General features: G+C 68.9%; 22 protein-coding genes. 9 read left to right on the top strand and 13 right to left on the bottom strand.

Annotation, left to right across the window (positions count from 1 at the left end):
* Window positions 1–8: 8 nt before the first annotated feature.
* From ACRSCF_RS12255 to ACRSCF_RS12220, 8 genes are all read right to left on the bottom strand, one after another.
* Window positions 9–908 (bottom strand): amidohydrolase family protein, encoded by a 900-nt coding sequence (locus tag ACRSCF_RS12255; RefSeq protein ID WP_034366660.1) that lies wholly within the window; start codon window positions 906–908, stop codon window positions 9–11.
* Between the two features lie 4 nt (window positions 909–912).
* Complete coding sequence (locus tag ACRSCF_RS12250; RefSeq protein ID WP_016446265.1) at window positions 913–1,869, bottom strand: tripartite tricarboxylate transporter substrate binding protein; 957 nt, start codon at window positions 1,867–1,869, stop codon at window positions 913–915.
* 39 nt (window positions 1,870–1,908) lie between these two features.
* The gene (locus ACRSCF_RS12245; protein ID WP_017403832.1) at window positions 1,909–2,913 is read right to left on the bottom strand and encodes a Bug family tripartite tricarboxylate transporter substrate binding protein; all 1,005 of its coding nucleotides are present in this window, start codon (window positions 2,911–2,913) and stop codon (window positions 1,909–1,911) included.
* Between the two features lie 70 nt (window positions 2,914–2,983).
* Complete coding sequence (locus tag ACRSCF_RS12240; protein ID WP_034366662.1) at window positions 2,984–3,916, bottom strand: NAD(P)-dependent oxidoreductase; 933 nt, start codon at window positions 3,914–3,916, stop codon at window positions 2,984–2,986.
* Entirely contained in the window at window positions 3,913–4,599 is a 687-nt protein-coding gene (locus ACRSCF_RS12235) for a hypothetical protein (RefSeq protein ID WP_016451551.1), read from the bottom strand. The genes ACRSCF_RS12240 and ACRSCF_RS12235 overlap by 4 nt, the downstream gene beginning before the upstream one ends.
* Before the next feature lie 48 nt (window positions 4,600–4,647).
* Entirely contained in the window at window positions 4,648–5,646 is a 999-nt protein-coding gene (locus tag ACRSCF_RS12230; RefSeq protein ID WP_034366665.1) for a Bug family tripartite tricarboxylate transporter substrate binding protein, read from the bottom strand.
* Complete coding sequence (locus ACRSCF_RS12225) at window positions 5,643–6,578, bottom strand: amidohydrolase family protein (protein WP_244388091.1); 936 nt, start codon at window positions 6,576–6,578, stop codon at window positions 5,643–5,645. Before ACRSCF_RS12225 ends, ACRSCF_RS12230 begins: the two co-directional genes overlap by 4 nt.
* Before the next feature lie 83 nt (window positions 6,579–6,661).
* Window positions 6,662–7,663 (bottom strand): Bug family tripartite tricarboxylate transporter substrate binding protein, encoded by a 1,002-nt coding sequence (locus ACRSCF_RS12220; protein ID WP_012206083.1) that lies wholly within the window; start codon window positions 7,661–7,663, stop codon window positions 6,662–6,664.
* 127 nt (window positions 7,664–7,790) lie between these two features.
* Between ACRSCF_RS12220 and ACRSCF_RS12215 the strand changes: the two genes are divergently transcribed.
* Window positions 7,791–8,579, top strand: coding sequence for an IclR family transcriptional regulator (locus tag ACRSCF_RS12215; RefSeq protein ID WP_016451548.1), 789 nt, complete (start codon window positions 7,791–7,793; stop codon window positions 8,577–8,579).
* Between the two features lie 40 nt (window positions 8,580–8,619).
* On the opposite strand, the gene ACRSCF_RS12210 is transcribed toward ACRSCF_RS12215, so the two are convergent.
* Window positions 8,620–10,128: a YdgA family protein gene (locus tag ACRSCF_RS12210; protein ID WP_016446273.1), complete on the bottom strand. Its 1,509-nt coding sequence runs from the start codon at window positions 10,126–10,128 to the stop codon at window positions 8,620–8,622.
* Window positions 10,129–10,143: 15 nt separating this feature from the next.
* Here ACRSCF_RS12210 and ACRSCF_RS12205 point away from each other — a divergent pair, with 15 nt between their 5' ends.
* Window positions 10,144–10,485, top strand: a complete 342-nt coding sequence (locus ACRSCF_RS12205; RefSeq protein ID WP_158528285.1) for a hypothetical protein — start codon at window positions 10,144–10,146, stop codon at window positions 10,483–10,485.
* Between the two features lie 31 nt (window positions 10,486–10,516).
* On the opposite strand, the gene ACRSCF_RS12200 is transcribed toward ACRSCF_RS12205, so the two are convergent.
* Entirely contained in the window at window positions 10,517–11,419 is a 903-nt protein-coding gene (locus tag ACRSCF_RS12200) for an alpha/beta fold hydrolase (RefSeq protein WP_034366671.1), read from the bottom strand.
* A 133-nt stretch (window positions 11,420–11,552) separates the two neighbouring features.
* Between ACRSCF_RS12200 and ACRSCF_RS12195 the strand changes: the two genes are divergently transcribed.
* Both ACRSCF_RS12195 and ACRSCF_RS12190 read left to right on the top strand, forming a co-directional pair.
* Entirely contained in the window at window positions 11,553–12,479 is a 927-nt protein-coding gene (locus ACRSCF_RS12195; protein ID WP_244388090.1) for a LysR family transcriptional regulator, read from the top strand.
* Between the two features lie 120 nt (window positions 12,480–12,599).
* Window positions 12,600–13,181 carry a peroxidase-related enzyme gene (locus ACRSCF_RS12190; RefSeq protein ID WP_026061994.1) on the top strand — a complete coding sequence of 194 codons (582 nt, stop codon included), beginning with the start codon at window positions 12,600–12,602 and terminating at the stop codon, window positions 13,179–13,181.
* Here ACRSCF_RS12190 and ACRSCF_RS12185 read toward each other — a convergent pair.
* On the bottom strand, window positions 13,150–14,643 hold the full coding sequence (locus ACRSCF_RS12185; RefSeq protein WP_016446277.1) for a PLP-dependent aminotransferase family protein: 1,494 nt from the start codon (window positions 14,641–14,643) through the stop codon (window positions 13,150–13,152). The two genes, ACRSCF_RS12190 and ACRSCF_RS12185, sit on opposite strands and share 32 nt — an antisense overlap.
* Before the next feature lie 96 nt (window positions 14,644–14,739).
* On the opposite strand from ACRSCF_RS12185, the gene ACRSCF_RS12180 reads away from it, so the two are divergent.
* A complete protein-coding gene (locus ACRSCF_RS12180; protein ID WP_034366677.1) occupies window positions 14,740–15,534 on the top strand; it encodes an arylamine N-acetyltransferase family protein in 795 nt (264 codons plus the stop codon).
* Window positions 15,535–15,538: 4 nt separating this feature from the next.
* On the opposite strand, the gene ACRSCF_RS12175 is transcribed toward ACRSCF_RS12180, so the two are convergent.
* Window positions 15,539–16,543, bottom strand: coding sequence for a LacI family DNA-binding transcriptional regulator (locus ACRSCF_RS12175; RefSeq protein ID WP_244388089.1), 1,005 nt, complete (start codon window positions 16,541–16,543; stop codon window positions 15,539–15,541).
* A 229-nt stretch (window positions 16,544–16,772) separates the two neighbouring features.
* Between ACRSCF_RS12175 and ACRSCF_RS12170 the strand changes: the two genes are divergently transcribed.
* Both ACRSCF_RS12170 and ACRSCF_RS12165 read left to right on the top strand, forming a co-directional pair.
* A complete protein-coding gene (locus ACRSCF_RS12170; protein WP_244388088.1) occupies window positions 16,773–17,741 on the top strand; it encodes a Bug family tripartite tricarboxylate transporter substrate binding protein in 969 nt (322 codons plus the stop codon).
* Window positions 17,742–17,784: 43 nt separating this feature from the next.
* Window positions 17,785–18,942: an L-talarate/galactarate dehydratase gene (locus ACRSCF_RS12165; RefSeq protein ID WP_034366680.1), complete on the top strand. Its 1,158-nt coding sequence runs from the start codon at window positions 17,785–17,787 to the stop codon at window positions 18,940–18,942.
* 100 nt (window positions 18,943–19,042) lie between these two features.
* Here ACRSCF_RS12165 and ACRSCF_RS12160 read toward each other — a convergent pair whose 3' ends face one another.
* Window positions 19,043–19,237, bottom strand: coding sequence for a hypothetical protein (locus ACRSCF_RS12160; RefSeq protein WP_128422688.1), 195 nt, complete (start codon window positions 19,235–19,237; stop codon window positions 19,043–19,045).
* Between the two features lie 121 nt (window positions 19,238–19,358).
* Between ACRSCF_RS12160 and ACRSCF_RS12155 the strand changes: the two genes are divergently transcribed.
* Window positions 19,359–19,817 carry a T6SS effector amidase Tae4 family protein gene (locus ACRSCF_RS12155; protein WP_080518216.1) on the top strand — a complete coding sequence of 153 codons (459 nt, stop codon included), beginning with the start codon at window positions 19,359–19,361 and terminating at the stop codon, window positions 19,815–19,817.
* A complete protein-coding gene (locus ACRSCF_RS12150; protein WP_034366682.1) occupies window positions 19,817–20,233 on the top strand; it encodes a hypothetical protein in 417 nt (138 codons plus the stop codon). The genes ACRSCF_RS12155 and ACRSCF_RS12150 overlap by 1 nt, the downstream gene beginning before the upstream one ends.
* Window positions 20,234–20,237: the final 4 nt, after the last annotated feature.

The raw sequence follows: 20,237 nt of genomic DNA, 5'->3' as shown, positions 1-20,237 counted from the left end.
TCGGGATTTCAGGGGATGGCGCTGAAACCGTACAGGCGCGCTGGATTGTCGACCAGGATGCGGTCCATGGCCTCGTCCGTGCCCGCCCAGGCCTGCAGCAGATCGACCAGATCGGCATCGTCGACGGAGCCCGGCGCCTCGGTGGTGTGCGGCCAGTCGCTGCCCCAGACCAGGCGCTCGGGTGCGGCGCGCACCAGGTCGCGGCCCAGCGGCAGCATGTCGGCATAGGAGGGGCCGCCCACCGATGAACGCATATAGGCGCCGGAGAGCTTGACCCAGGTGTTGCCGCCATCGAGCAGCCGGCGCAGCGCGGCATGGGCCGCGCCCTCCACGCCCTGCATGCCCGCGGCCGGGTCGATGCGACCCAGGTGGTCCACGACCAGGGGCACGGGCAGCGCGCCCAGCACGGGCTCCAGCGCCACCAGCTGTTCGGGCTGCACGAAGACCTGCACATGCCAGCCCAGCCGTGCGACCCGGTGCGCCAGCGTGACCAGCATGTGGGCCGTGGTCTCGCCCCAGGACTGCGGCGAGACAAAGTTCACGCGCAGCCCGCAGACGCGGTGCGTGGCCAGCCGGTCCAGCTCGGCATCGGCCACATCGTGGGCGACCACGGCCACGCCGCGCGCATCATCGCCCAGGCGCTCCAGCGCATCCAGCGTGCAGGCGTTGTCCGTGCCATAGGTCGAGGGCGTGACCACCACGGCGCGCGAGGTGCCCAGGCGCCGCTGCAGTTGGCGGTACATGGCCACGTCGGCCTGCGGAGGCGTGCGCGGCCAGTGCGGCGACGGCGCAAAGCGCGCATCGAAGATGTGCATGTGGCTGTCGCAGGCCAGGGGCGGCAGCGTGCGCGCAGGCCTGCTCGTGCCGGCCGAGTGCGGCACGGCCATGGCGATGTCGGTCATGCCCATGCGCTCAGTCCAGCACGATGGCGCCCTTGCGCACCACCTCGCCCCACTTGGCGTCTTCCTTCTGGAGGAAGGCGGCGAACTCGGCCGGCGTCGATGCCATGGGCTGGGCGCCCAGGTCGCTCAGGCGCTGGCGCACCTCGGCTTCCTGCAGCACCTCGGACAGCGCCTGGTGCAGGCGCGCGGCCACGGGCTCGGGCGTGCCCGTGGGCAGGAAGATGCCGTTCCACTCATAGGCCTCGTAGCCGGGAATCACGGTCTCGGACACGGTGGGCACATCGGGCAGGCGCGCCGAGCGCTGGGGCGCCGCCACGGCCAGGGCGCGCAGCTTGCCGCCCGTGACCAGCGGATAGGTGGCCGCCATGGTGCCGAACATGAAGTCCACCTGCCCGCCCATCACATCGGCAATGGCCGGCCCGCCGCTCTTGTAGGGCACATGGACCATGTCCAGCTCCAGCCGCTGGCGGAACAGCTCGGCCGCCAGGCGCTGCACCGTGCCGCTGCCGCCCGAGGCGAAGTTGATCTTGCCCGGCTGCGCCTTGGCCCTGGCCGCCAGGTCGGCCACGCTGCGCACGGGCGAGTCGGCCTTCACCACGACCACATTGGGCATGAGCAGCACCAGCGACAGCGGCTGCAGCGCGCTGCGCGCATAGGGCAGCTTGGCAAACAGATGCGGGTTGATGGAAAACGGCGTGGCGTCGTAGAGCACCGTGTACCCGTCGGCGCGCGCCTTGGCCACCTGGCTGGCACCAATCGTGCCGCTGGCCCCGGGCCGGTTGTCCACGATGATGCTGGTGCCCAGCCGCGCGCCCATGCGCGTGGCCAGCAGGCGCGCGGCCGCGTCGGCGCCGCCGCCGGGCGCATAGGGCACGACCAGGGTGATGGGACGCTCGGGAAAGGCGGCCTGGGCCACGGCGGCGGCCAGGGCGCAGGCCGCGATCAGGGTTCTGGCAAGGAATTTCATGGCTTGTCTCCACATTTTTTAGAGGGGGCGGCGGCCGAATCAATCCGCCTTCAGGTTCAGTTCGCGGGCGATCTGCGCATAGGAGGCCGCTTCGCTGGCCACGCGCTGCGCGAAGGCGCTGCCGCAGCTGGACTCGGCATCCATGCCCAGGCCGTGCAGCTTTTCCGCGGCCGATGCACTCTTGGCGAACTCCACGGCCACGCGCTCCAGCGCCTGGGCCGCGCCGTCGGGAATGCCGGCCGGCGCGAGCACGCCGTACCAGACATCGGCCGAGTAGTCGCCGCCGCCCGCTTCGGCAAAGGTGGGCACCTGGGGCAGCAGGGACGCGCGTCTGGGCGAAGCCACGGCCAGCGCCGTGAGCTTGCCGCTGCGCACCTGGGGCAGCACCGAGCCCAGCGTGGCGAAGGAGCTGTCGAGCTGGCCGCCCATGAGATCCGTGACCACGGGCGCCGCGCCCTTGTAGGGCACGTGGTTGAGCTTCAGGCTCTTGGCCCGCGCAAACATCTCGGTGGCGAAATGGCCCGAACTGCCCATGCCCGCCGTGCCGGCCGTGACGCTGCCGGGCCGGCTGCGTGCCTGGTCCATGTACTCCTGCAGGTTGCGCGCCGGCATGCCCGGCCCCACGACCAGCACCGTGGGGCTGCTGGCCACCGTGCACAGCGGCCGGAACGAGCGCACCACGTCGAACTTCACGCGGCCCTGGTACAGCGCCGGGATCATGCTGTGGTTGGTGGCGCCGAACAGCAGCGTATAGCCATCGGCCGGCGCGCCAGCCACGGCCTGCGCGGCCAGTATGGTGTTGGCCCCGGGCTTGTTGTCCACCACGAAGGGCTGGCCCAGCGCCTTGCCCGCATGGTCGGCAAAGGCGCGCGCCACCACGTCGGTGGGGCCGCCCGCCGCAAAGCCCACGACCAGCCGCACGGGCTTGGCCGGATAGTCCTTCTGCGCCAGCGCGGGCTGGGCGCCCAGCACGGCCAGCCCCACGGCGGCCAGCAGGCCGCCGCGCAAGGCCAGGCGGCGGACCTCTTGGAAATTCCTCGACATCGCTTGTCTCCTCAAATCACATGCATGCACATGCATGGGCCAAGGGCGCGCACGGCACCCCTGCCCTGGCTCAGGCGCCGGCCGCCGCAGGCACGCGGGCCAGCACCTCCAGCACATTGCGGGCCGCGCCCACGCCCATGTTCACGTAGGCATCGCCGGTCACGCCGCCGATATGGGGGCTGAGCACGAAGTTCCTTTCGCCCTGGAACGGGTGGCCGGCCACCATGGGCTCCACCGCAAAGCTGTCCAGCCCTGCGGCCGCCACCTGGCCCGAGCGCACGGCGGCCAGCAGCGCGGCCTCGTCGATCAGGCCGCCGCGTGCGGTGTTGACCACGATCACGCCGCGCCTGCAGGCCGCCAGCGTGGAGGCGCCGAGCATGCCCCGGTTTTCCTCGGTCAGCGGGCAGTGCAGCGAAATCGCGTCGGACTCGCGCCAGATGGTTTCCAGGTCCACGGGCTGCACGTAGGCGGGCAGGTTCTTTGCGAAGGGATCGAAGCCGATCACGCGCATGCCCAGCGCATCGGCCATGCGCGCAAAGCGCAGGCCGATGGCGCCCAGCCCCACCAGGCCCACGGTGCGCCCGCCCAGCTCCAGGCTCTTGTGCGTGGCCTTGTCCCAGTGGCCTGCGTGCATGCGGGCGTCCAGCGCCACCACCGACTTGGCGCAGGCCAGCAGCAGCGCGAGTGCCTGCTCGGCCACGGCCGCCGCGTTGGCGCCCGCGGCGGCCACCACGGCAATGCCGCGTTCGGCGGCGGCCGCCTTGTCGATGGTGTCCGTGCCGCTGCCGTGCTTGGAGATCACGCGCAGCGAGGGCGCCGCGTCCATCACGGCCGCGCCCACCTTGCCGTAGCGCACGATGATGGCCACGGGATCATGGGCGCGGCACAGCGCGACCAGGTCCTCTTCGGTGGGCGTCTTGCCCGCATAGACGATGTCGTGCCGGGCCAGCAGCTCCAGGGCCTGTGGCGCCAGATCGGCGCCGGTGACGATGATGGTGCTCACAGCGATTCCCCTTCCTTGAGCACGCCGGCCGCGCGCAGGGCCGCGGGCAGCCACTTCGATGCCGTGTCGCCGCGCGCAATGGCCTCGATGCGGGCGGCCTCGTCGGCCACCTTCTTCACGGCCAGCTCCAGCATGGCGGGGGCCTTGGCGCGCTCGATGACGACCACGCCATCGGCATCGCCCACCACCAGGTCGCCCGGGTGAACCGTCGTGCCACCAGCGCAGATGGCGTGGTTGATGCGGCCCGGCACGAACTTGGTCGGGCCTGCGGGATTGAAGCCTGCGCTGAACACGGGGAAGTCCAGCTCCAGCAGCTCCAGGCGGTCGCGGATGGCGCCGTCCACGATGACGCCGGCCAGGCCCAGCTTCTTGCAGGCGCTGAGCATCAGCGTGCCCATCAGCGCGGCCGTCTGGTCGCCCTTGCCGTCGATGACCAGCACGTCGCCGGGCCGGGCCAGCGCGATGGCGGCGTGGATCATGAGGTTGTCGCCGGGACGCACCTCGACGGTGAAGGCCGGGCCGGCCACTTTCATGCCCTGGTGCACGGGCGCCACGCGCGAATGCATGGTGCCGCGGCGGCCCGCCACGTCGGCCAGGATGGCGGCCTGAAAGCCGGCTGCGCGCTGCACGACTTGGGCGTCCACGCGCTCTATGTCACGGATGATTTCTGGGAGTTGGCTCATGATGGTCCAGTGAGATGAGGTGAAGGAAAACAGAAAGATGTGCGCGCGTCAGTCGGCCTTGATGCCGGCCTCGCGGATGAGTTGGGCCCACTTGGCGGAGTCGGATTTCTGCAGCTCGCCCAATTGCCGGGACGTGCCGCCGACCAGGGTCACGCCCAGCCGCTCGGCCAGTGCCACGACGGCCGGGTCCCTGAGCGCCAGGCCGATCTCCTGGTTCAGCCGCTGCACGATGGCGGCCGGCGTCCTGGCCGGCGCAAAGACGGCCTGCCACTGTTCGACCACGAAGTCGCCGATGCCGGCCTCGGCCATGGTGGGCACGTCAGGCAGGGCCTTCAGGCGCGCCGCCGAGGTCACGGCCAGCGCGCGCAGCTTGCCGCCCTGCACATGGGGCAGCGCCGCGGCCACGGGGGCGAACATGAACTGCACCTGGCCCGCCAGCGCGTCCTGCAGCGCGGGCGTGTCGCCCTTGTAGGGCGCATGGATGAAGCGCACGCCGCCCTTTCTTTGCAGCAGCTCGCCCTGCATCTGCAAGATGGTTCCGCTGCCGCCCGAGGCAAAGGCCAGCTGGCCCGGCTGCGCCTTGGCGGCGGCCAGCAGATCGGCCACCGACTGGAAGGGCTGGGCCGCGCCCACCACCAGCAAATGGGGGATGGTGCCTATGGTGATGACGGGCTCGAAGCCCGCAATCGGGTCATAGGGCAGCTTGCCCATGAGGTGGGGCGCGATCGCCTGCGGGCCGATGGAGGTGCCCAGCAGCGTGTGGCCGTCCGGCGCCGCCTTGGCCACATAGGCCGCGCCGATGGTGCCCGTGGCGCCCGCGCGGTTGTCCACGATCACGGTGCTGCCCAGGGCCTTGCCCAGGTGCAGTGCCACCTGGCGGCCCAGCACATCGGTGCTGCCGCCGGGCGGATAGGGCACGACCCAGGTGATGAGCTTGCCTGCCGGCCATGCGGGCTGCGCGTGGACGGCGGCGCTGCACAGCGGCCCCAGCAGGGCGGCGCCCCCTGCGGCCAGCAGGGTGCGGCGCGTGGGATGGAAGGTGTTCATGGTTTGTCTCCTGCTTGTGTGCAATGCAATGGCGGCGCTGCGGTCTCGAAGCCGTACAGCGCCCGCGGGTTGTCCACCAGCACGCGCCGCAGCGTGGCGGCACCGCCGGCATGGGAGGTCCAGTCGGCCAGGCGGTCGATCTGGCGGGCGTCATCGGGCAGGGGCTGCATGCCTGCCGAGGCGCTGACATGCGGCCAGTCGCTGCCCCAGAGCACACGCTCGGGCGCGCAGCGCAGATAGCTGGCGGCCAGGGCGTCCAGCGCCGGGTCTTCGACCGACTGCAGCGCGCTGACGATGTAGCCGCCGGACAACTTGACCCAGGCCCTGCCGCCCTCCAGCAGCTCCAGCAGCAGCGCATGGCCCGCATGGCGCCCCGCCTGCTCGGGGGCGATGCGGCCGAAGTGGTCGAACACCAGCGGCACCGGCAATTGCCGCAGCACGCCGGCCAGCGACGCCAGCAGGTCCGGCGCCATCAGCAGTTGCAGATGCCAGCCCAGCGGCGCGATGCGGCGGGCCAGCGGCACCAGCAGCTCGGCCGTGCCCGTCACGCCCAGCGACAGGTTCAGCCGCACGCCGCGCACGCCCAGGCCGTGCAGGCGCTGCAGCTGGTCATCGCTTTCGCTGCCATCGATCACGGCCACGCCCCGCGCCTGCGGGCCGAGGGCGGCCAGCCCGTCCAACATGCAGCGGTTGTCGCTGCCGTAGGTGGACGGCGTGACCAGCACGCAGCGCGAGGTGCCCAGGCGCCGCTGCAGCGCGCGGTAGTCGCCGGCCGAGGCGTCGGGCGGCAGCAGCCGCGCGCCCGGGGTTGCCGGGTAGCGGCCGTCATAGACATGCACATGGCAGTCGCAGGCATCCGGGGGCAGCACGGCACGGGGCCGGGCGCTGCCCTGCGAGAAACGGACGGGCACGGCAAGGCTGTCGCAGTCCATGGCGAGATCTCGATGGAGGAAGAAAAAGGAAGGGAGGAGGAAGCGCGGAGGAAGCGAAAGGGCTGGCGCCCCTGCCCCCGGGCTCAGTCCAGGCTGGCGCCCGAGTCCTTGACGATGCGTGCCCAGCGCGGCACCTCGGCGCGCAGCAGCGCGGCGAACTTCTCGGACGAGCCGCCCAGCACCTCGCCGCCTTCGGAGCGCAGCTTCTCGGCCACCTCGGGCACGAGCAGCGCGTCGTTGATGGCCTTGTTCAGCTGCTGCACGATGGCCTGCGGCGTGCCAGCCGGCGCCAGCACCCCGAACCAGGTGACGGCCTCGAAGTCCTGGTAGCCGGACTCGGCCAGCGTGGGCGTCTGCGGCAGCTGGGCGGAGCGCTTGAGCGAGGTGACCATCACCGCGCGCAGCTTGCCGTTGCGCACCTGGCCCAGCAGCGTGGGCACGGCGGACATGTAGAAATCGATCTGCCCGCCCACCAGGTCGGTCATGGCCTGGGCTGCGCCCTTGTAGGGCACATGGCGCAGCTTGATGCCGGCCGCGTTCTCGGCCAGTTCGCCGGCCAGGTGCGCCACCGTGCCGTTGCCCGGGTAGCCCAGCGTGAGGCCGTCGGGCTTGGCCTTGGCGGCCTTGACCAGGTCGGCAAAGGTCTTGTAGGGCGAGTTGGCCGGCGCGGCCATGACGATGGGCGCGGAAGCCACCAGCGCCACGGGCACCAGATCCTTCAGCGGGTCATAGGGCAGCCTGGCGTACAGCGAGGGGTTGATGGCCAGGTTGCTGGTCTGGCCCATGACCAGGGTATGGCCGTCCGGCGCGGCCTTGGCCACGGCGTCCACGCCCAGGTTGCCGCCGGCGCCGGGCCGGTTGTCCACCACCACGGTCCACTTGTTGTGGTCCGCCAGCCGCTGGGCCACGGTGCGCGCGATCATGTCCGTGCCGCCACCGGGCGGAAACGGCACGACCAGGCGGATGGGCTTGCGGGGATAGGCGTCCTGGGCCTGGGCAGCGCCCATGGGCACGATGGCGGCAACGCCGACCAGGACGGCAAGAAGGCGTGCGTTGAGGCAACGCGAAAGCGAGGGAATCGGCATGGCGGTTTGTCTCCGTTTGTTGTGTCCAACGCCCGCATGGCTGCGGTGCGTGGGACGAACTTTATGAAAACGTTTCAACCCATACAATGCCGTTTCATACAGCGCAACCAATTGCATGCCTTGCACCATGAACAAGCCCCCCAGCACCCCTTCCCCGGCGCAGCCCCCCGATGACAAGGCCAGCGCGGCCAAGGACGGCGGCGTCATCGCCGTCACGCGTGCCTTGCAGCTGCTTGGCGCCTTCGCCCTCGGGGAGTCGCACCTGTCCCTGGCGGAACTAAGCCGGCGCTGCGCGCTGCACAAGACCACGGTGCTGCGGCTGGCGCGCACGCTGGCGCAGTCGGGCTTCATGGTGCAAAGGGACGATGGCGACTGGCGCCTGGGCCCGGCCGCTGGCTGGCTGGGTGCACGCTACCAGGCGGGCTTCGATGTGCAGAACGTGCTGGAGCCCGCGCTGCGCGCGCTCACGCAGGCCAGCGGCGAGAGCGCGGCCTTCTATGTGCGCGAAGGCAATGTGCGCACCTGCCTCGTGCGCGTGGAAGGGCCGCAGGCGCTGCGCCACCATGCGCGCATGGGCGAGGGGCTGCCGCTGGACCAGGGCTCGCCGGGGCGCGTGATCCTGGCGTTTTCAGGCGAGCCGGGGCCGGTGTACGAGCAGATCCGCCAGCGCGGCTACCACTGGTCCATCGGCGAGCGCGAACAGGGCGTGGCCACGGTGTCGGCGCCGGTGTTCGGCATGCACTGGCGGCTGATGGGGTCGGTGTGCATTTCCGGGCCGGCATCGCGCCTGCCCGAGGCCCGGCTGGAAGCCATGGCGCAGACGGTGGTGGCGGCGGCCAACCAGCTGTCCTATGCGCTGGCGGGCAGCGCCAGCACACAGGCCCCCGTGGTGCGCGCCAGCCAGTGGCATCCCTGAGACCACCTTCCGGGGCGACGCCCCGAAGGTGGATGGCCGCTTACTGCAGCGCGCCCATGGGCAGGGCGATGGGCTTGCCGTTGAGCGTGACCTGGCCGGCCTGCATCTTGAGCGCGCTGACCAGCTTGTCGCCTTCCAGGCGGGCATAGCCCGTGGCCTGGGCCATGCCCAGCATGCCTTCCACATCCTCGGCCGAGACATCGGGCTTGCCCGATGCCTTGATCAGCGGCTCCAGCCAGGCCTTGGGCAGGCTGGCATTGGCCTGCAGTGCCGAGGTCTTGAGCAGCGCCGGCATCCAGCCGGCCTGGGCGACCTGCTCCTGCGTGGGCGCGCTTTGCACTTCGGCGCCGTACTCCAGGTGGCCGGTCTGGCCCTGGTAGGTGGCCTGCAGCTTCATGGAGTAGGCCGGCAGGGCCGCCACCAGGCGCGGGGCGTTCTGCATCAGCACGCCCATGCCCTGCTCTTCCAGCGATTCCAGTGCCTTGGCCAGGCCCTCCTTGCGGTAGCCCTCGACCATGACGCGCTGGAAGCCGCGCAGCGCCTCGATGTCCAGGCGCTGGATCTTTTCCTCGTAGCCCACGGACTCGAAATCGATGGGGCCGATACGGCCCGTGCCCTTGACCTGGGTGGTCATGCCCAGCGTGGTCTTGTCGGACTCGATGACCGAGCTGCCGTCCACGTTCTTGAGGTCCAGCAGCGTCTTGGCCTCGCCGCCTTCGGCGGGCGTGCTGCTCATGCCGAAGCGGGCGATGCGCACGCTGGCCTTGCCGGGGCCCAGGCCCCACAGGCCGTCGATGACCTTGTTCTCGAAGCTGCTTTCCAGGCCCGTGAGCACGATGCTGGTGCGCTCCACCGGCGCTGCGGCCGGCTGGGCGGCGATGGCCTCGTCGTTGTCGGATTCCTCCTCCTCGCCCTCTTCCTCTTCCACGCCCATGGACTTGTCGCGGCTGGGCAGGCCCAGCAGGGCCACCTCGGGCCAGCGCCAGGTGCCCTTGACGCTGCCACCGCCCAGGGCCGTGTCCAGCACCATTTCCTGCCAGCGCATGGTGACTTCGTTGTCGCCCATCTCGCCTGCAGGCAGCAGCAGGCGCACATCCTGGCCGCCCGTGAAGTGGTGCACGCTGGTCAGCGTGGGAGCGACAGCCTTGGCCAGGGTCTGGCGGCTCTTTTCGTCCAGGCCGTCGAGCGCAAAGCGCGTCTCCGACACCGCTGCCGCCAGGCGGCCACCGGCCAGCGGGCCGTGGCGCACCGTGGTGTCCACCACCAGGCGCACGGGCTTGGGGGCGGCTTCTGCGCCGGCGTCTGCAGCGGCGGGCGCATCGGCCTCGCCAGCCGCAGGCCACTGCAGCACCAGCTTGGCCTGGGACGACAGGAATCCCTTGTGGTATTCGTCGGTCACGACGGCCTTCTCGCCCAGCACCTTGCGCAATTCGGCCACGGCATCCTTGTAGCCGGACTCGGCCCTTTGGCCCGTATACCAGGTGGTTCCTCCATAGGCCACGACGGCCAATGCCACGGCAGCAGCCACTGCGGTTTTCTTGTTGCTCATTGTGAATATCCCGTGATGAATAAGACCCTCCCCCTCGGGCGGGCCGCGCGACTGTATCAGTTCGGCGTTTCACCATGCATCGGCAATGGGCTGCGCATTGGCCCGCCTGCACCTTGTGCGGTGGTCCCCTATGGGCGCAAGGCGTTGCCCAGCCCTTGCCAGGCCTTGTCTCCAGCGGCTTTCAAGGATTGGGACCCGGGCATTGCATGCGGGCAGCAGGCATGCGGTTTTTTCAATTGCTTACCTTTTCCGGACACGATTGGCATACCAATTGAATCCATGGAGAACGCTATGTCTCCGCAGATATGGTGCGAATGCACCTTTGCCCTCTTTGCCCTTTTTTGCCGGCTTGCCTGAATGCAGTCCCGAAAGCCAGCAATGACCGCACTCACCCGGCCTGCAACAGAAATGGCAGAGCCGCGTCCAGCAGTGCATCGGGCGCCTCCTCGGCAATGTAGTGCCCGCAGGCCAGCGGCCGGCCGCGCACATCGTCGGCCACGAGCTGCCACTCGCGCAGCGGATCGAAGCAGCGGTGCACCACGCCCTCCTCGCCCCAGAGCACCAGCAGCGGCATGGACAGCCTGCGCCCCAGCCGGCGGTCCTCGCGGTCATGGTCCAGGTCGATGCCGGCCGAGGCGCGGTAGTCCTCGCACATGCCGTGCGCGCTGCCCGGCAGCGCCAGGCAGCGCTGGTACTCGGCCAGCGCCCGGGGATCGAAGGGCGCCAGGCCGGCGCTGCGCCGGCCCATGATCTCGCGCACATAGGCGGCGGGGTCGGCCTCGATCAGGCGCTCGGGCAGCGGCGCGGGCTGGATCAGGAAGAACCAGTGCCAGTAGGCGCGCGCAAAGGCCTCGCCGGCCTGCTCGTACATGGCCAGCGTGGGCGCAATGTCCAGCAGCACCAGACGCTGCACGCTGGCGGGATAGTCCATGGCCAGCCGGTGCGCCACGCGCGCGCCCCGGTCATGCGCCAGCACGCTGAAATGCTCATGGCCCAGCCGCGCCATCAACCGCAGCAGGTCGCGGGCCATGGTGCGCTTGCTGTAGCTCACATGCTCGGGATCGCCGGCCGGGCGCGAGGAGTCGCCATAGCCGCGCAGGTCGGCCAGCACCACGGTGAACTGCTGCGCCAGCCGGGGCGCGACGCGGTGCCAGATGGCGCTGGTCTGCGGGTGGCCGTGCACCAGCAGCAGGGCCGGCCCCTGGCCGCCCACCCAGGCGTTGATCTCCACCCCGTCATCGACCGTGATGCGCTGCTGGCGCAGGCCCGGCATCCATGGATCTGTGTGCATCCCGGAGATTCCTTCTACGTTGTTCATGACTGTCAGCCTGCCATGCTAATCAGTAAACCAGGCTGCATAAATAGCAAAATATTGCATTGATCCATCAGTTCAATTTACGAATCAACCATCCACCGCATCCACCATGGACGGCTTTTCCGACCTGCGTTTCTTCTCGCTGCTGATCCGCGAAGGCAGCCTGGCCGCTGCGGCCCAGCAGATGGGCGTGACGCCGCCCGCCGTCAGCCGCCGCCTGTCCTTGCTGGAGCGGCGCCTGGGCGTGCGCCTGCTGCAGCGCACGACACGGCGCATCCACCTGACGCCCGAGGGCGAAGCCTACCTGCTGGACGGTGCGCGCATCCTGGCCGACCTGGAGGCGCTGGAGCGCAGCATCTCGGGCACGCGCGCCACGGCGCGCGGCCCGCTGTCCATCGCCTGCACGCTGGGCTTTGGCCGCCAGCGGCTGGCGCCCGCGCTGTCGGCCTTTGCGCGCGCCTATCCCGAGGTGCAAGTGCAGCTGCACCTGACGGACAGGCCCGTCAACCTGGTCGAGCAGGGCTTTGACGCCGTGGTGCGCTTTGGCGCCCTGCCCGACTCCGGCCTCACCGCCCGCCTGCTGCTGCCCAACCGCCGCGTGCTGTGCGCCGCGCCCTCCTACCTCAACGCCCATGGCGAGCCACGCCAGCCTGCGGACCTGCAGGCCCACCGCTGCATCGTGATCCGCGAGAGCGACGAAACCTATGGCAGCTGGCGCCTGAGCCGCCGCACGCGCCAGGGCCTGAGCGAGCACAACATCAAGGTCAACGGCGTGATGAGCACCAACGATGGCGCTGCAGCCCTGACCTGGGCACTGGACGGCCACGGCATCCTGCAGCGCTCGCTCTGGGACGTGGCCGCGCCGCTGGCCGCAGGCGCGCTGCGCGAGGTCCTGCCCCAATGGCAGCTGCCTGCGGCCGACATCTACCTGGTGCACGCCACGCGCAGCGAGATGTCGGCCCGGATCCGCGCGCTCACCGGCTTTCTGGGCGACTGGTTTGCACAACGGCCTGAGCCGGAGATGGCGCCCGCCTGAGCCCGGGCGCAATCTGCAACCTCGGCGGCAGGCAGGCTGTCATGCGCGTTCACCCCGCGCAGCGCAGGCCATGCGAACATGGACCGCAACGACAACCACCACACCCAGGAGACAAGACACATGGCCACCGCCCGCTACCCCCAGCCCGAACTGTCCAGCCTGCCCGAAGACATCCGCACCCGCATCCTTGAAGTGCAGGAAAAGGCCGGTTTCATCCCCAACGTCTTCCTGGCCTTTGCGCGCCGCCCTGCCGAGTGGCGCGCCTTCTTCGCCTACCACGATGCCCTCATGCTCAAGGAAGAAGGCAGCCTGACCAAGGGCGAGCGCGAGATGATCGTCACCACCACCAGCGCGGCCAACCAGTGCCTGTACTGCGTGGTGGCCCACGGCGCCATCCTGCGCATCTACGAAAAGCAGCCCTACGTGGCCGACCAGGTGGCGGTCAACTACCGCAAGGCCGACATCAGCGCCCGCCAGCGCGCCATGCTGGACTTCGCCATGAAGGTCTGCGAACGCAGCCATGAAATCTGCGAGGCCGACTTCGAGGCGCTGCACGCCCATGGCTTCGACGACGAGGACATCTGGGACATCGCCGCGATCACCGCCTTCTTCGGCCTGTCCAACCGCATGGCCAGCTTTGCCGGCATGCAGCCCAATCCCGAGTTCTTCCTCATGGGGCGCGTGCCGCGCGAGAAGAAGTAGGCTGGCCGACCTGTGCCCCCTGCCGCGCAGCAGCACCCTCGACCAAACCCCGGCATATCTCCCCCACCTGCCCCACGGCCCCCAGCAGGCGCGGCGTGGGCTCGTTGGCGCAGTTCAGGCGCAGGTGGTTGGGCAGGTCCGAGCGCGATGAGAACAGCGGGCCGGGGCTGACGCCAATGCCCAGCTCCAGCGCGCGGCGGTGCACCTCCAGTGCATTGACCTGGCGCGGCAGTTCCACCCACAGCAGAAAGCCCGCGCGCGGGGCCGAGACGCGGGTGCCGGGCGGAAAGCTGGCCTCGACCCTGGCCGTGACGGCCTGCACCCCGGCCTGCACGCGGGACTTGAGACGGCGCAGGTGCCGGTCGTAGTCGCCGCTGGCCAGCACCTCGCTCACGGCGGCTTCCAGCAGCGGCGCACCGGCCCAGTCGCCCGCCAGGCGCACCTGCAGCACCTGGGCATGGAAGCGACCCGCCGCAATCCAGCCCACGCGCCAGCCCGGCGCCAGGGTCTTGGACACCGAGCCGCAATACAGCACGTTGCCGCTGCCGTCGAAGGCCTTGCAGGCCGGCGGGCGCTGGCCGTCGCCCGCAAGGTCGCCATAGACATCGTCTTCGATCAAGGGAATGCCCGCCCGCTCCAGCAGCGCCACCAGGGCCTGCTTGCGCTCCACCGGCATGCTGGCGCCCAGCGGGTTCTGCACGGTGGGCGATGCCAGCACGGCAGCCGGCCGGTGGCGGGCAATGGCCTCGGCCAGCGGCTCCAGCAGCAGGCCTTCGCGGGGATCGGTGGCAATCTCCAGCGCCTTCAGGCCCAGGTCCTCCAGCAGCAGCAGGCTGCCGAAATAGGCGGGCCGCTCCACGGCCACGACATCGCCGGGCTTGCACACGGCGCGCAGCGCCAGCCGCACGGCCTGGGTGGCGCCTGCCGTCAGGACCAGGTCGTCGGGGCCGAAGCGCGCACCCCATTGCGCGGCCCGGGCTGCGATCTGGCCGCGCAGGTCGGCGCGGCCCGGCGGCATGCTGTAGGTCTGCCCGTGCGCGTCCAGGCGGCGCCCGGCGGTCTGCAGCGCGCGCTGCAGCCGGGCCGTGGGCAGCCAGGCCGGATCGGGCAATGCCGCACCCAGAGGGATCAGGCGCGTGTCGGGACTGCTGAACAGCGAGCGGGCCAGGGCCGACAGGGTCACGGGCACGGGGCGCGACGACGGGCGGGACGCCTGCAGCGCCGCGCCGCCGGTTGCCTGCCGCACAAAGTAGCCCGAGCGCGGGCGCGCGACGATCAGGCCCTCGGCCTCCAGGCAGCGCAGCGCCTCCAGCGCGGTGGGCAGGCTGACCTGTTCGCGCTCGGCCAGGCTGCGGGCGGAGATCAGCCTGTCGCCGGGGCGCAGTGCGCCACAGGCCAGCGTCTCGCGCAGGGCCTGGGCAATGCGGCGGTACTGGGGCAAGGGTTCGTTGTTGGTGGGCATGCCAATCTGTACAGGTCAGTTTTCTTGGATTCTGCTTATACAGGCATTGGCTGCCCGGATTTATCGTTGCAGCCATCAAGCAACCCGAGGAAACCCATGCAAGCCAGCAATTTCGATCTCCAGGCCTATTTCCGCCGCATCGGCTTCAGTGCCGGTGACTCCGCCAAGGCCGATACCGCCACCTTGCATGCGCTGATGCGCCACCAGTTGTTCGCGGTGCCTTTCGAGAACCTCGACGTGCAGGCCGGCAAGATCGTCTCTCTGGTGCCCGAAGACATTGCGGGCAAGATCCTCGGCGGCGCCCGGGGCGGCTACTGCTACGAGGTGAACGGCCTGTTCGCCATGGCGCTGCAGGCCCTGGGCATTGCCTACCGCTTTGTGGCGGCGCGGCCCATGTTCTATCCGGCACGCCGGCCCCGCACCCACATGGCCCTGGTGGCCGAGGTCCAGGGACGGCGCTGGCTGTGCGACCTGGGCTTTGGCAGCTACGGCATACGCGCCCCCATGGCCCTGGACGAGCTGGACACCGAGGTCCGCCAGGACGGCGACACCTTCCGCCTGAGCCTGGACGACCAGGGCGAATACCTGCTGCAGGCCCGCGTGGACGGTGAATGGGCCAACCAGTACGCCTTCAACCTGTCGCCCCAGGAATGGGTGGATTTCGCCCCCGCCAACTACCTGAACTCCACGCACCCGGATGCCATCTTCGTGCAAAAGCGGGTGGTGGTGCTGCACCAGCCGGCCGGCCGCATGATCCTGGTGGGCGACGCGCTCAAGACCATCACGGCCAGCGGCACCGAGACCAGGCAGCTGGCGCCTGATGAAATCCAGCACGTGCTGGGCAGCCTGTTCGGGCTGGCGACCGAGCGCCAGGCGGCTGCCCTGTGCTGAGCCTCTAAGCCAGGCGGGTCGAATCCCGCTCGATCAGCTCGAACCCCAGGTCGAACGCCGAGCGCCCGGCACTGCGGCCCTGGCAGCGGGCCAGCACGAGTTCGGCGGCCAGGCGGCCTATGCCCGGCCCGTCCACATGCACGGTGGTCAGCGACGGCAGCAGATGGGCCGCGAAATCGGCATTGCCGAAGCCCGAGACGGCCAGGTCCACGGGCACGCGCAGGCCGCGCGCCTGGGCTTCCACCAAAATGCCGTGGGCCAGCATGTCCGAGCTGCAGACCACGGCCTGCAGATCAGGCTGCTGCGCCAGCAACTGGCCCAGCGCCTGCCGGCCCAGCTCCAGGCTGCCGGGCGCGGACACGGTGACCGTGGGCACCTCGCGGCCCCAGGCTGCAAGAAAGCCCTCGCGCCGCTGCTGGGCCCGGTGGTCGCTGCCCGTGGCCATGCCCACGCGCTGCAGGCCGTGCGAGAGGAAATAGCCGGCCAGCGCGCTACCCACCTTGAGGTGGGAAAAGCCCACCACCATGTCCAGCGGCCGGTCGCTGAAGTCCCAGGTTTCCACCACGGGAATGCCGGTCCTGCGCAGCCGCTCGCGCGCCTTGTCGGACTGCACCAGGCCCATCATCACAATGCCGTCGGGCTGGCGCCCGATCATGGCGTTGAGCACCTCTTCCTCGCGCTGCTCGTCGTAGAAGGTCTGGCCCAGCAGCAGCTGATAGCCCTCCTGCGCCAGCGTGGCCGTCAATGACTGCACCGTGGGCAGGAACTGCGACACCGACAGCGCAGGCACCACGCCGGCCACCATGCGGCTGCGCTTGGACTTGAGCCCCCCCGCCAGCAGGTTGGGGATATAGCCCGTGGCCTCCACGGCCTGGCGCACGCGCTCGCGCGTCTTCTCCGAAACGATGGAAGGATTGCCCAGGGCGCGCGAGGCCGTGATCAGCGAGACGCCGGCCGCCTCGGCCACGTCGTGCAGCGTGGCAGGCCTGGGGGGTGTGGGTGTGTTCATGGGCAAGCGCGATCGCGGGCGGGTATCGGGGACGGGCCTGAAGATAGCAGACCGCCCTCCACGCACGGGCGCCAGGCCTGCCCTGCATCGCAGAAATCGTGATTGACAGCCAAAATGACAACGATATCATTTTGCTGAAAGCGCAAATCCTTGCATCTACAAAACGGCATCGGCGCTTTTTCATTTCCCCGGAAATGACAACGATGTCATTCACAAATCAGGAGACAAGATGAATCACATTCTTCGTGCCATGGCGCTGGCCCTGGCCGCACTCGCTGCTTTTTCTGCGTCGGCCCAGGCCTGGCCAGACAGGCCCGTCACCCTGGTCGTGCCCTTCCCCGCCGGCGGCTCCACCGACCAGGTCGCGCGCGCCGTGGCGCCCAGGCTGGGCGAAAAGCTCAGGCAGTCCTTCGTGGTGGAGAACAAGGCCGGCGCCACGGGCACCATCGGCGCGGCCGTCGTGCAGCGCGCGGCGGCGGACGGGCAGACCTTTCTCGTCACCTCGCTGGGCCCGCTGGTCATCGTGCCCCACCTGATCAAGAACCTGCCCTACGACGCGCTCAAGGACTTCGACCTGATCACCGTGGCCGTGCAGTCGCCCAACGTGCTGGTCGTGCCTGCAAGCTCGCCGCACAACAGCGTGGCCGACGTGGTCACCCACCTCAAGGCCCATCCGGGCAAGATGAGCTTTGCCTCGGCCGGCCACGGCTCCAGCGACCACCTGACGGCCGAACTGTTCTGGCAGCAAACGGGCACCCAGGGCGTGCATATCCCCTACAAGGGCGGCGCGCCCGCCCATGCCGACCTGATCGGCGGCCAGGTCGATGCCTCGTTCCAGAACATCAATGCCGTGATCCAGCACATCCGGGCCGGCAAGATGCGCGCCCTGGCCGTGACCAGCCCGCGCCGCTCGCCCGTGCTGCCGGACCTGCCCACGCTGGCCGAGGCCGGGGTGAAGAACGTGGAGGTCGCCTCCTGGCAGGCCATCGTCGCGCCCAAGGGCCTGCCGCCTGCGCTGCGCGACAAGGCCCATGCGGCCTTTGTCGAGGCGCTCAACGATCCCCGGGTGCGCGAGCAGTTCGTCTCCATCGGCTACGAGATGGTGGCCGGCACGCCCCAACAGTTCGCCGAATTCCAGCGCCAGGAATACGCGCGCTGGAAGACGGTCATCGAGGCCGGAAAGATCAGCATCGACTGATGCCTGCCCCTGTCCTTTTCCCAACCACCGCACTCCCGCAGCCATGACTTCTTCCGCGCTCTCCGAAACCACCAGCCAGGACCGCATCCAGTGGATACGCCTGTCGTCCTGCTACCTCCCCCTGGCCCGGCCCATCAGCGATGCCAAGGTGCTCACGGGCCGCCAAAAGCCCATGACCGAGGTCGCCATGCTGTTCGCCGAGATCCAGACCCGCGACGGCCACCGGGGTCTGGGCCTGAGCTACGCCAAGCGCGCAGGCGGCCCCGGCCAGTTCGCGCATGCCAGCGAAATCGCGCCCACCCTGCTGGGCGAGGACCCCAACGACATCGCACGGCTGTGGACGCGAATGTGCTGGGCCGGCGCCTCCGTGGGCCGCAGCGGGCTGGCCGTGCAGGCCATCGCGGCCTTCGACGTGGCGCTGTACGACATCAAGGCGCGCCGCGCGGGCCTGTCGCTGTCCAAGCTGCTGGGCTCGCAGCGCGAGTCCGTGCGCTGCTACAACACCTCGGGCGGCTTTCTGCACACGCCGCTCGATGAGCTCAAGCGCAACGCCAGCGCCTCGCTGGAGCGCGGCATTGGCGGCATCAAGCTCAAGGTGGGCCAGCCCGACTGCGCGATGGACATACGGCGTGTGGAGGCCATGCGCACCCACCTGGGCGATGCCGCGCCCATCATGGTCGACGCCAACCAGCAATGGGACCGCCCCACGGCCCAGCGCATGTGCCGTGTCTTCGAGGAGTTCAACCTGGTCTGGATCGAGGAGCCGCTGGACGCCTACGACCACGAAGGCCATGCCGCGCTGGCCGCGCGTTTCGACACGCCGATTGCCACCGGCGAGATGCTGACCAGCGCCGCCGAGCACGGCGATCTCATACGCCACCGCAGCGCCGACTTCCTCATGCCCGACGCGCCGCGCGTGGGCGGCATCACGCCCTTCCTGCAAATCGCCGCCCAGGCCGAACTGGCCCACCTGAGCCTGGCGCCCCACTTCGCCATGGAACTGCACGTGCACCTGGCCGCCACCTGCGCCAACGAGCCCTGGGTGGAACACTTCGACTGGCTGGAGCCGCTGTTCAACGAACGCCTGGAAATCGCCAATGGCCGCATGCTCGTGCCCACGCGCCCTGGCCTGGGGCTGAGCCTGAGCGAGCAGGCGCGGCGCTGGACGCGCAAAAGCGTGGAGTTCGGGGAGCGGGGTTGAGGGAATTGGGGGCGTCAGGCCTCAAAGGCTTACGCCCCGTACTGCAGAGAAATCGCGCCATCAGTCACTGGAGTAGGCCCAGACTCAATGGGACCTACTTTCATTCCAGCGGCCATTCGAGATAGATGTAATTACCTGAAACAAAAAAGAAAAGGTCGGACAGAAGATTGTTACGATGCTTGCCGCCAGACAACGATCCGCCCCATTGGGGATTGCAAACCTGCACGCCAGCCTGCCGATCAAGGGAAAAATGCGAGTGGTAAGCCCCCGTCCCGATTGCAGCCAGCCCGGACACTCTCCATCACTTTGCGGGATCGACATGAAGATTGGCGTATAGCAACGAAAGGCTAATTTTGATCAAACCAAATTTTCATCGGCTATGGCAGGAGTTTCCTGACCACGTCAGATTCAAGACCATGAAAGATCTATACACAGAACTGGGTGGTGCTGCCGAGAAAAATATCTACTTACCAGGCTTCGGTCCCAATGGAAACACATGTGCCAGCCGGTTGAGCGTTGCCTTCAACAAGGCCGGTGCGCCGATCAACGCAGCCTTGGCGGGTACGGCTGGTGCACGGACATTGGGAACAAAAGACGGTTCTCGCATCATTTATGGCGTAGCAGATTTTCGATCCTATCTTTTGAAATCACTTGGCAAACCATCCACTGATGCCGTCAGCCCATATGATGACAAATTTCGCGGCCTGAAAGGCATCATTGCCTTCAGCGTGAACTGGAGTGGCGCCACAGGTCATATCGCCTTATGGAATGGAGTCCATTATCGTGAACCGGGCTATGACAACTACTCCACTTACACAAATCCGGACAACCCATCCATCAAAACTTCACTTGGTGAATTTTGGGAGCTCACTTGATGCGCATGGCTTTGCTGGCATGTGGTCTGGTCATCGCCGGATGCACCCCAGACACGAATCCCGCAGGTGGCGCTCGCACGCAAGTGCAGCGCGACGTTGAAAGCTATGCCATCGCAAGCTGCCTGACCCAACAGACTGAGCCCTATCTCAAGGACCAAGGAGATGCCTGGGCATCCGTTGTCGTGCAGCGCATGCACGGGGATATCGAAGTGCTGGCGGGCATTGCCGAACAGGTGCAGAGGGAGAGCACCAAGGGCGCCAACGGCGATATGGCCGTCATGCGCGACGAAACCCGTCCCAGGCAGGGCAAGCCATTGCCCGTGCTGCACTGTGGCGAGGTGATCGACCGGCCCGCCGTGCGCGCTGCGATTCAAAAGGCGATTGCGGCACTGCGCCCGTCCTACGAATCCAGGTAGGCCA

The organism is Delftia sp. 11MD, assembly GCF_050907895.1.
GTDB lineage: Bacteria > Pseudomonadota > Gammaproteobacteria > Burkholderiales > Burkholderiaceae_C > Comamonas > Comamonas tsuruhatensis.
The sequence above is the reverse complement of the archived record's forward strand: the minus strand, read 5'-3'. Positions and strand labels throughout refer to the sequence as shown.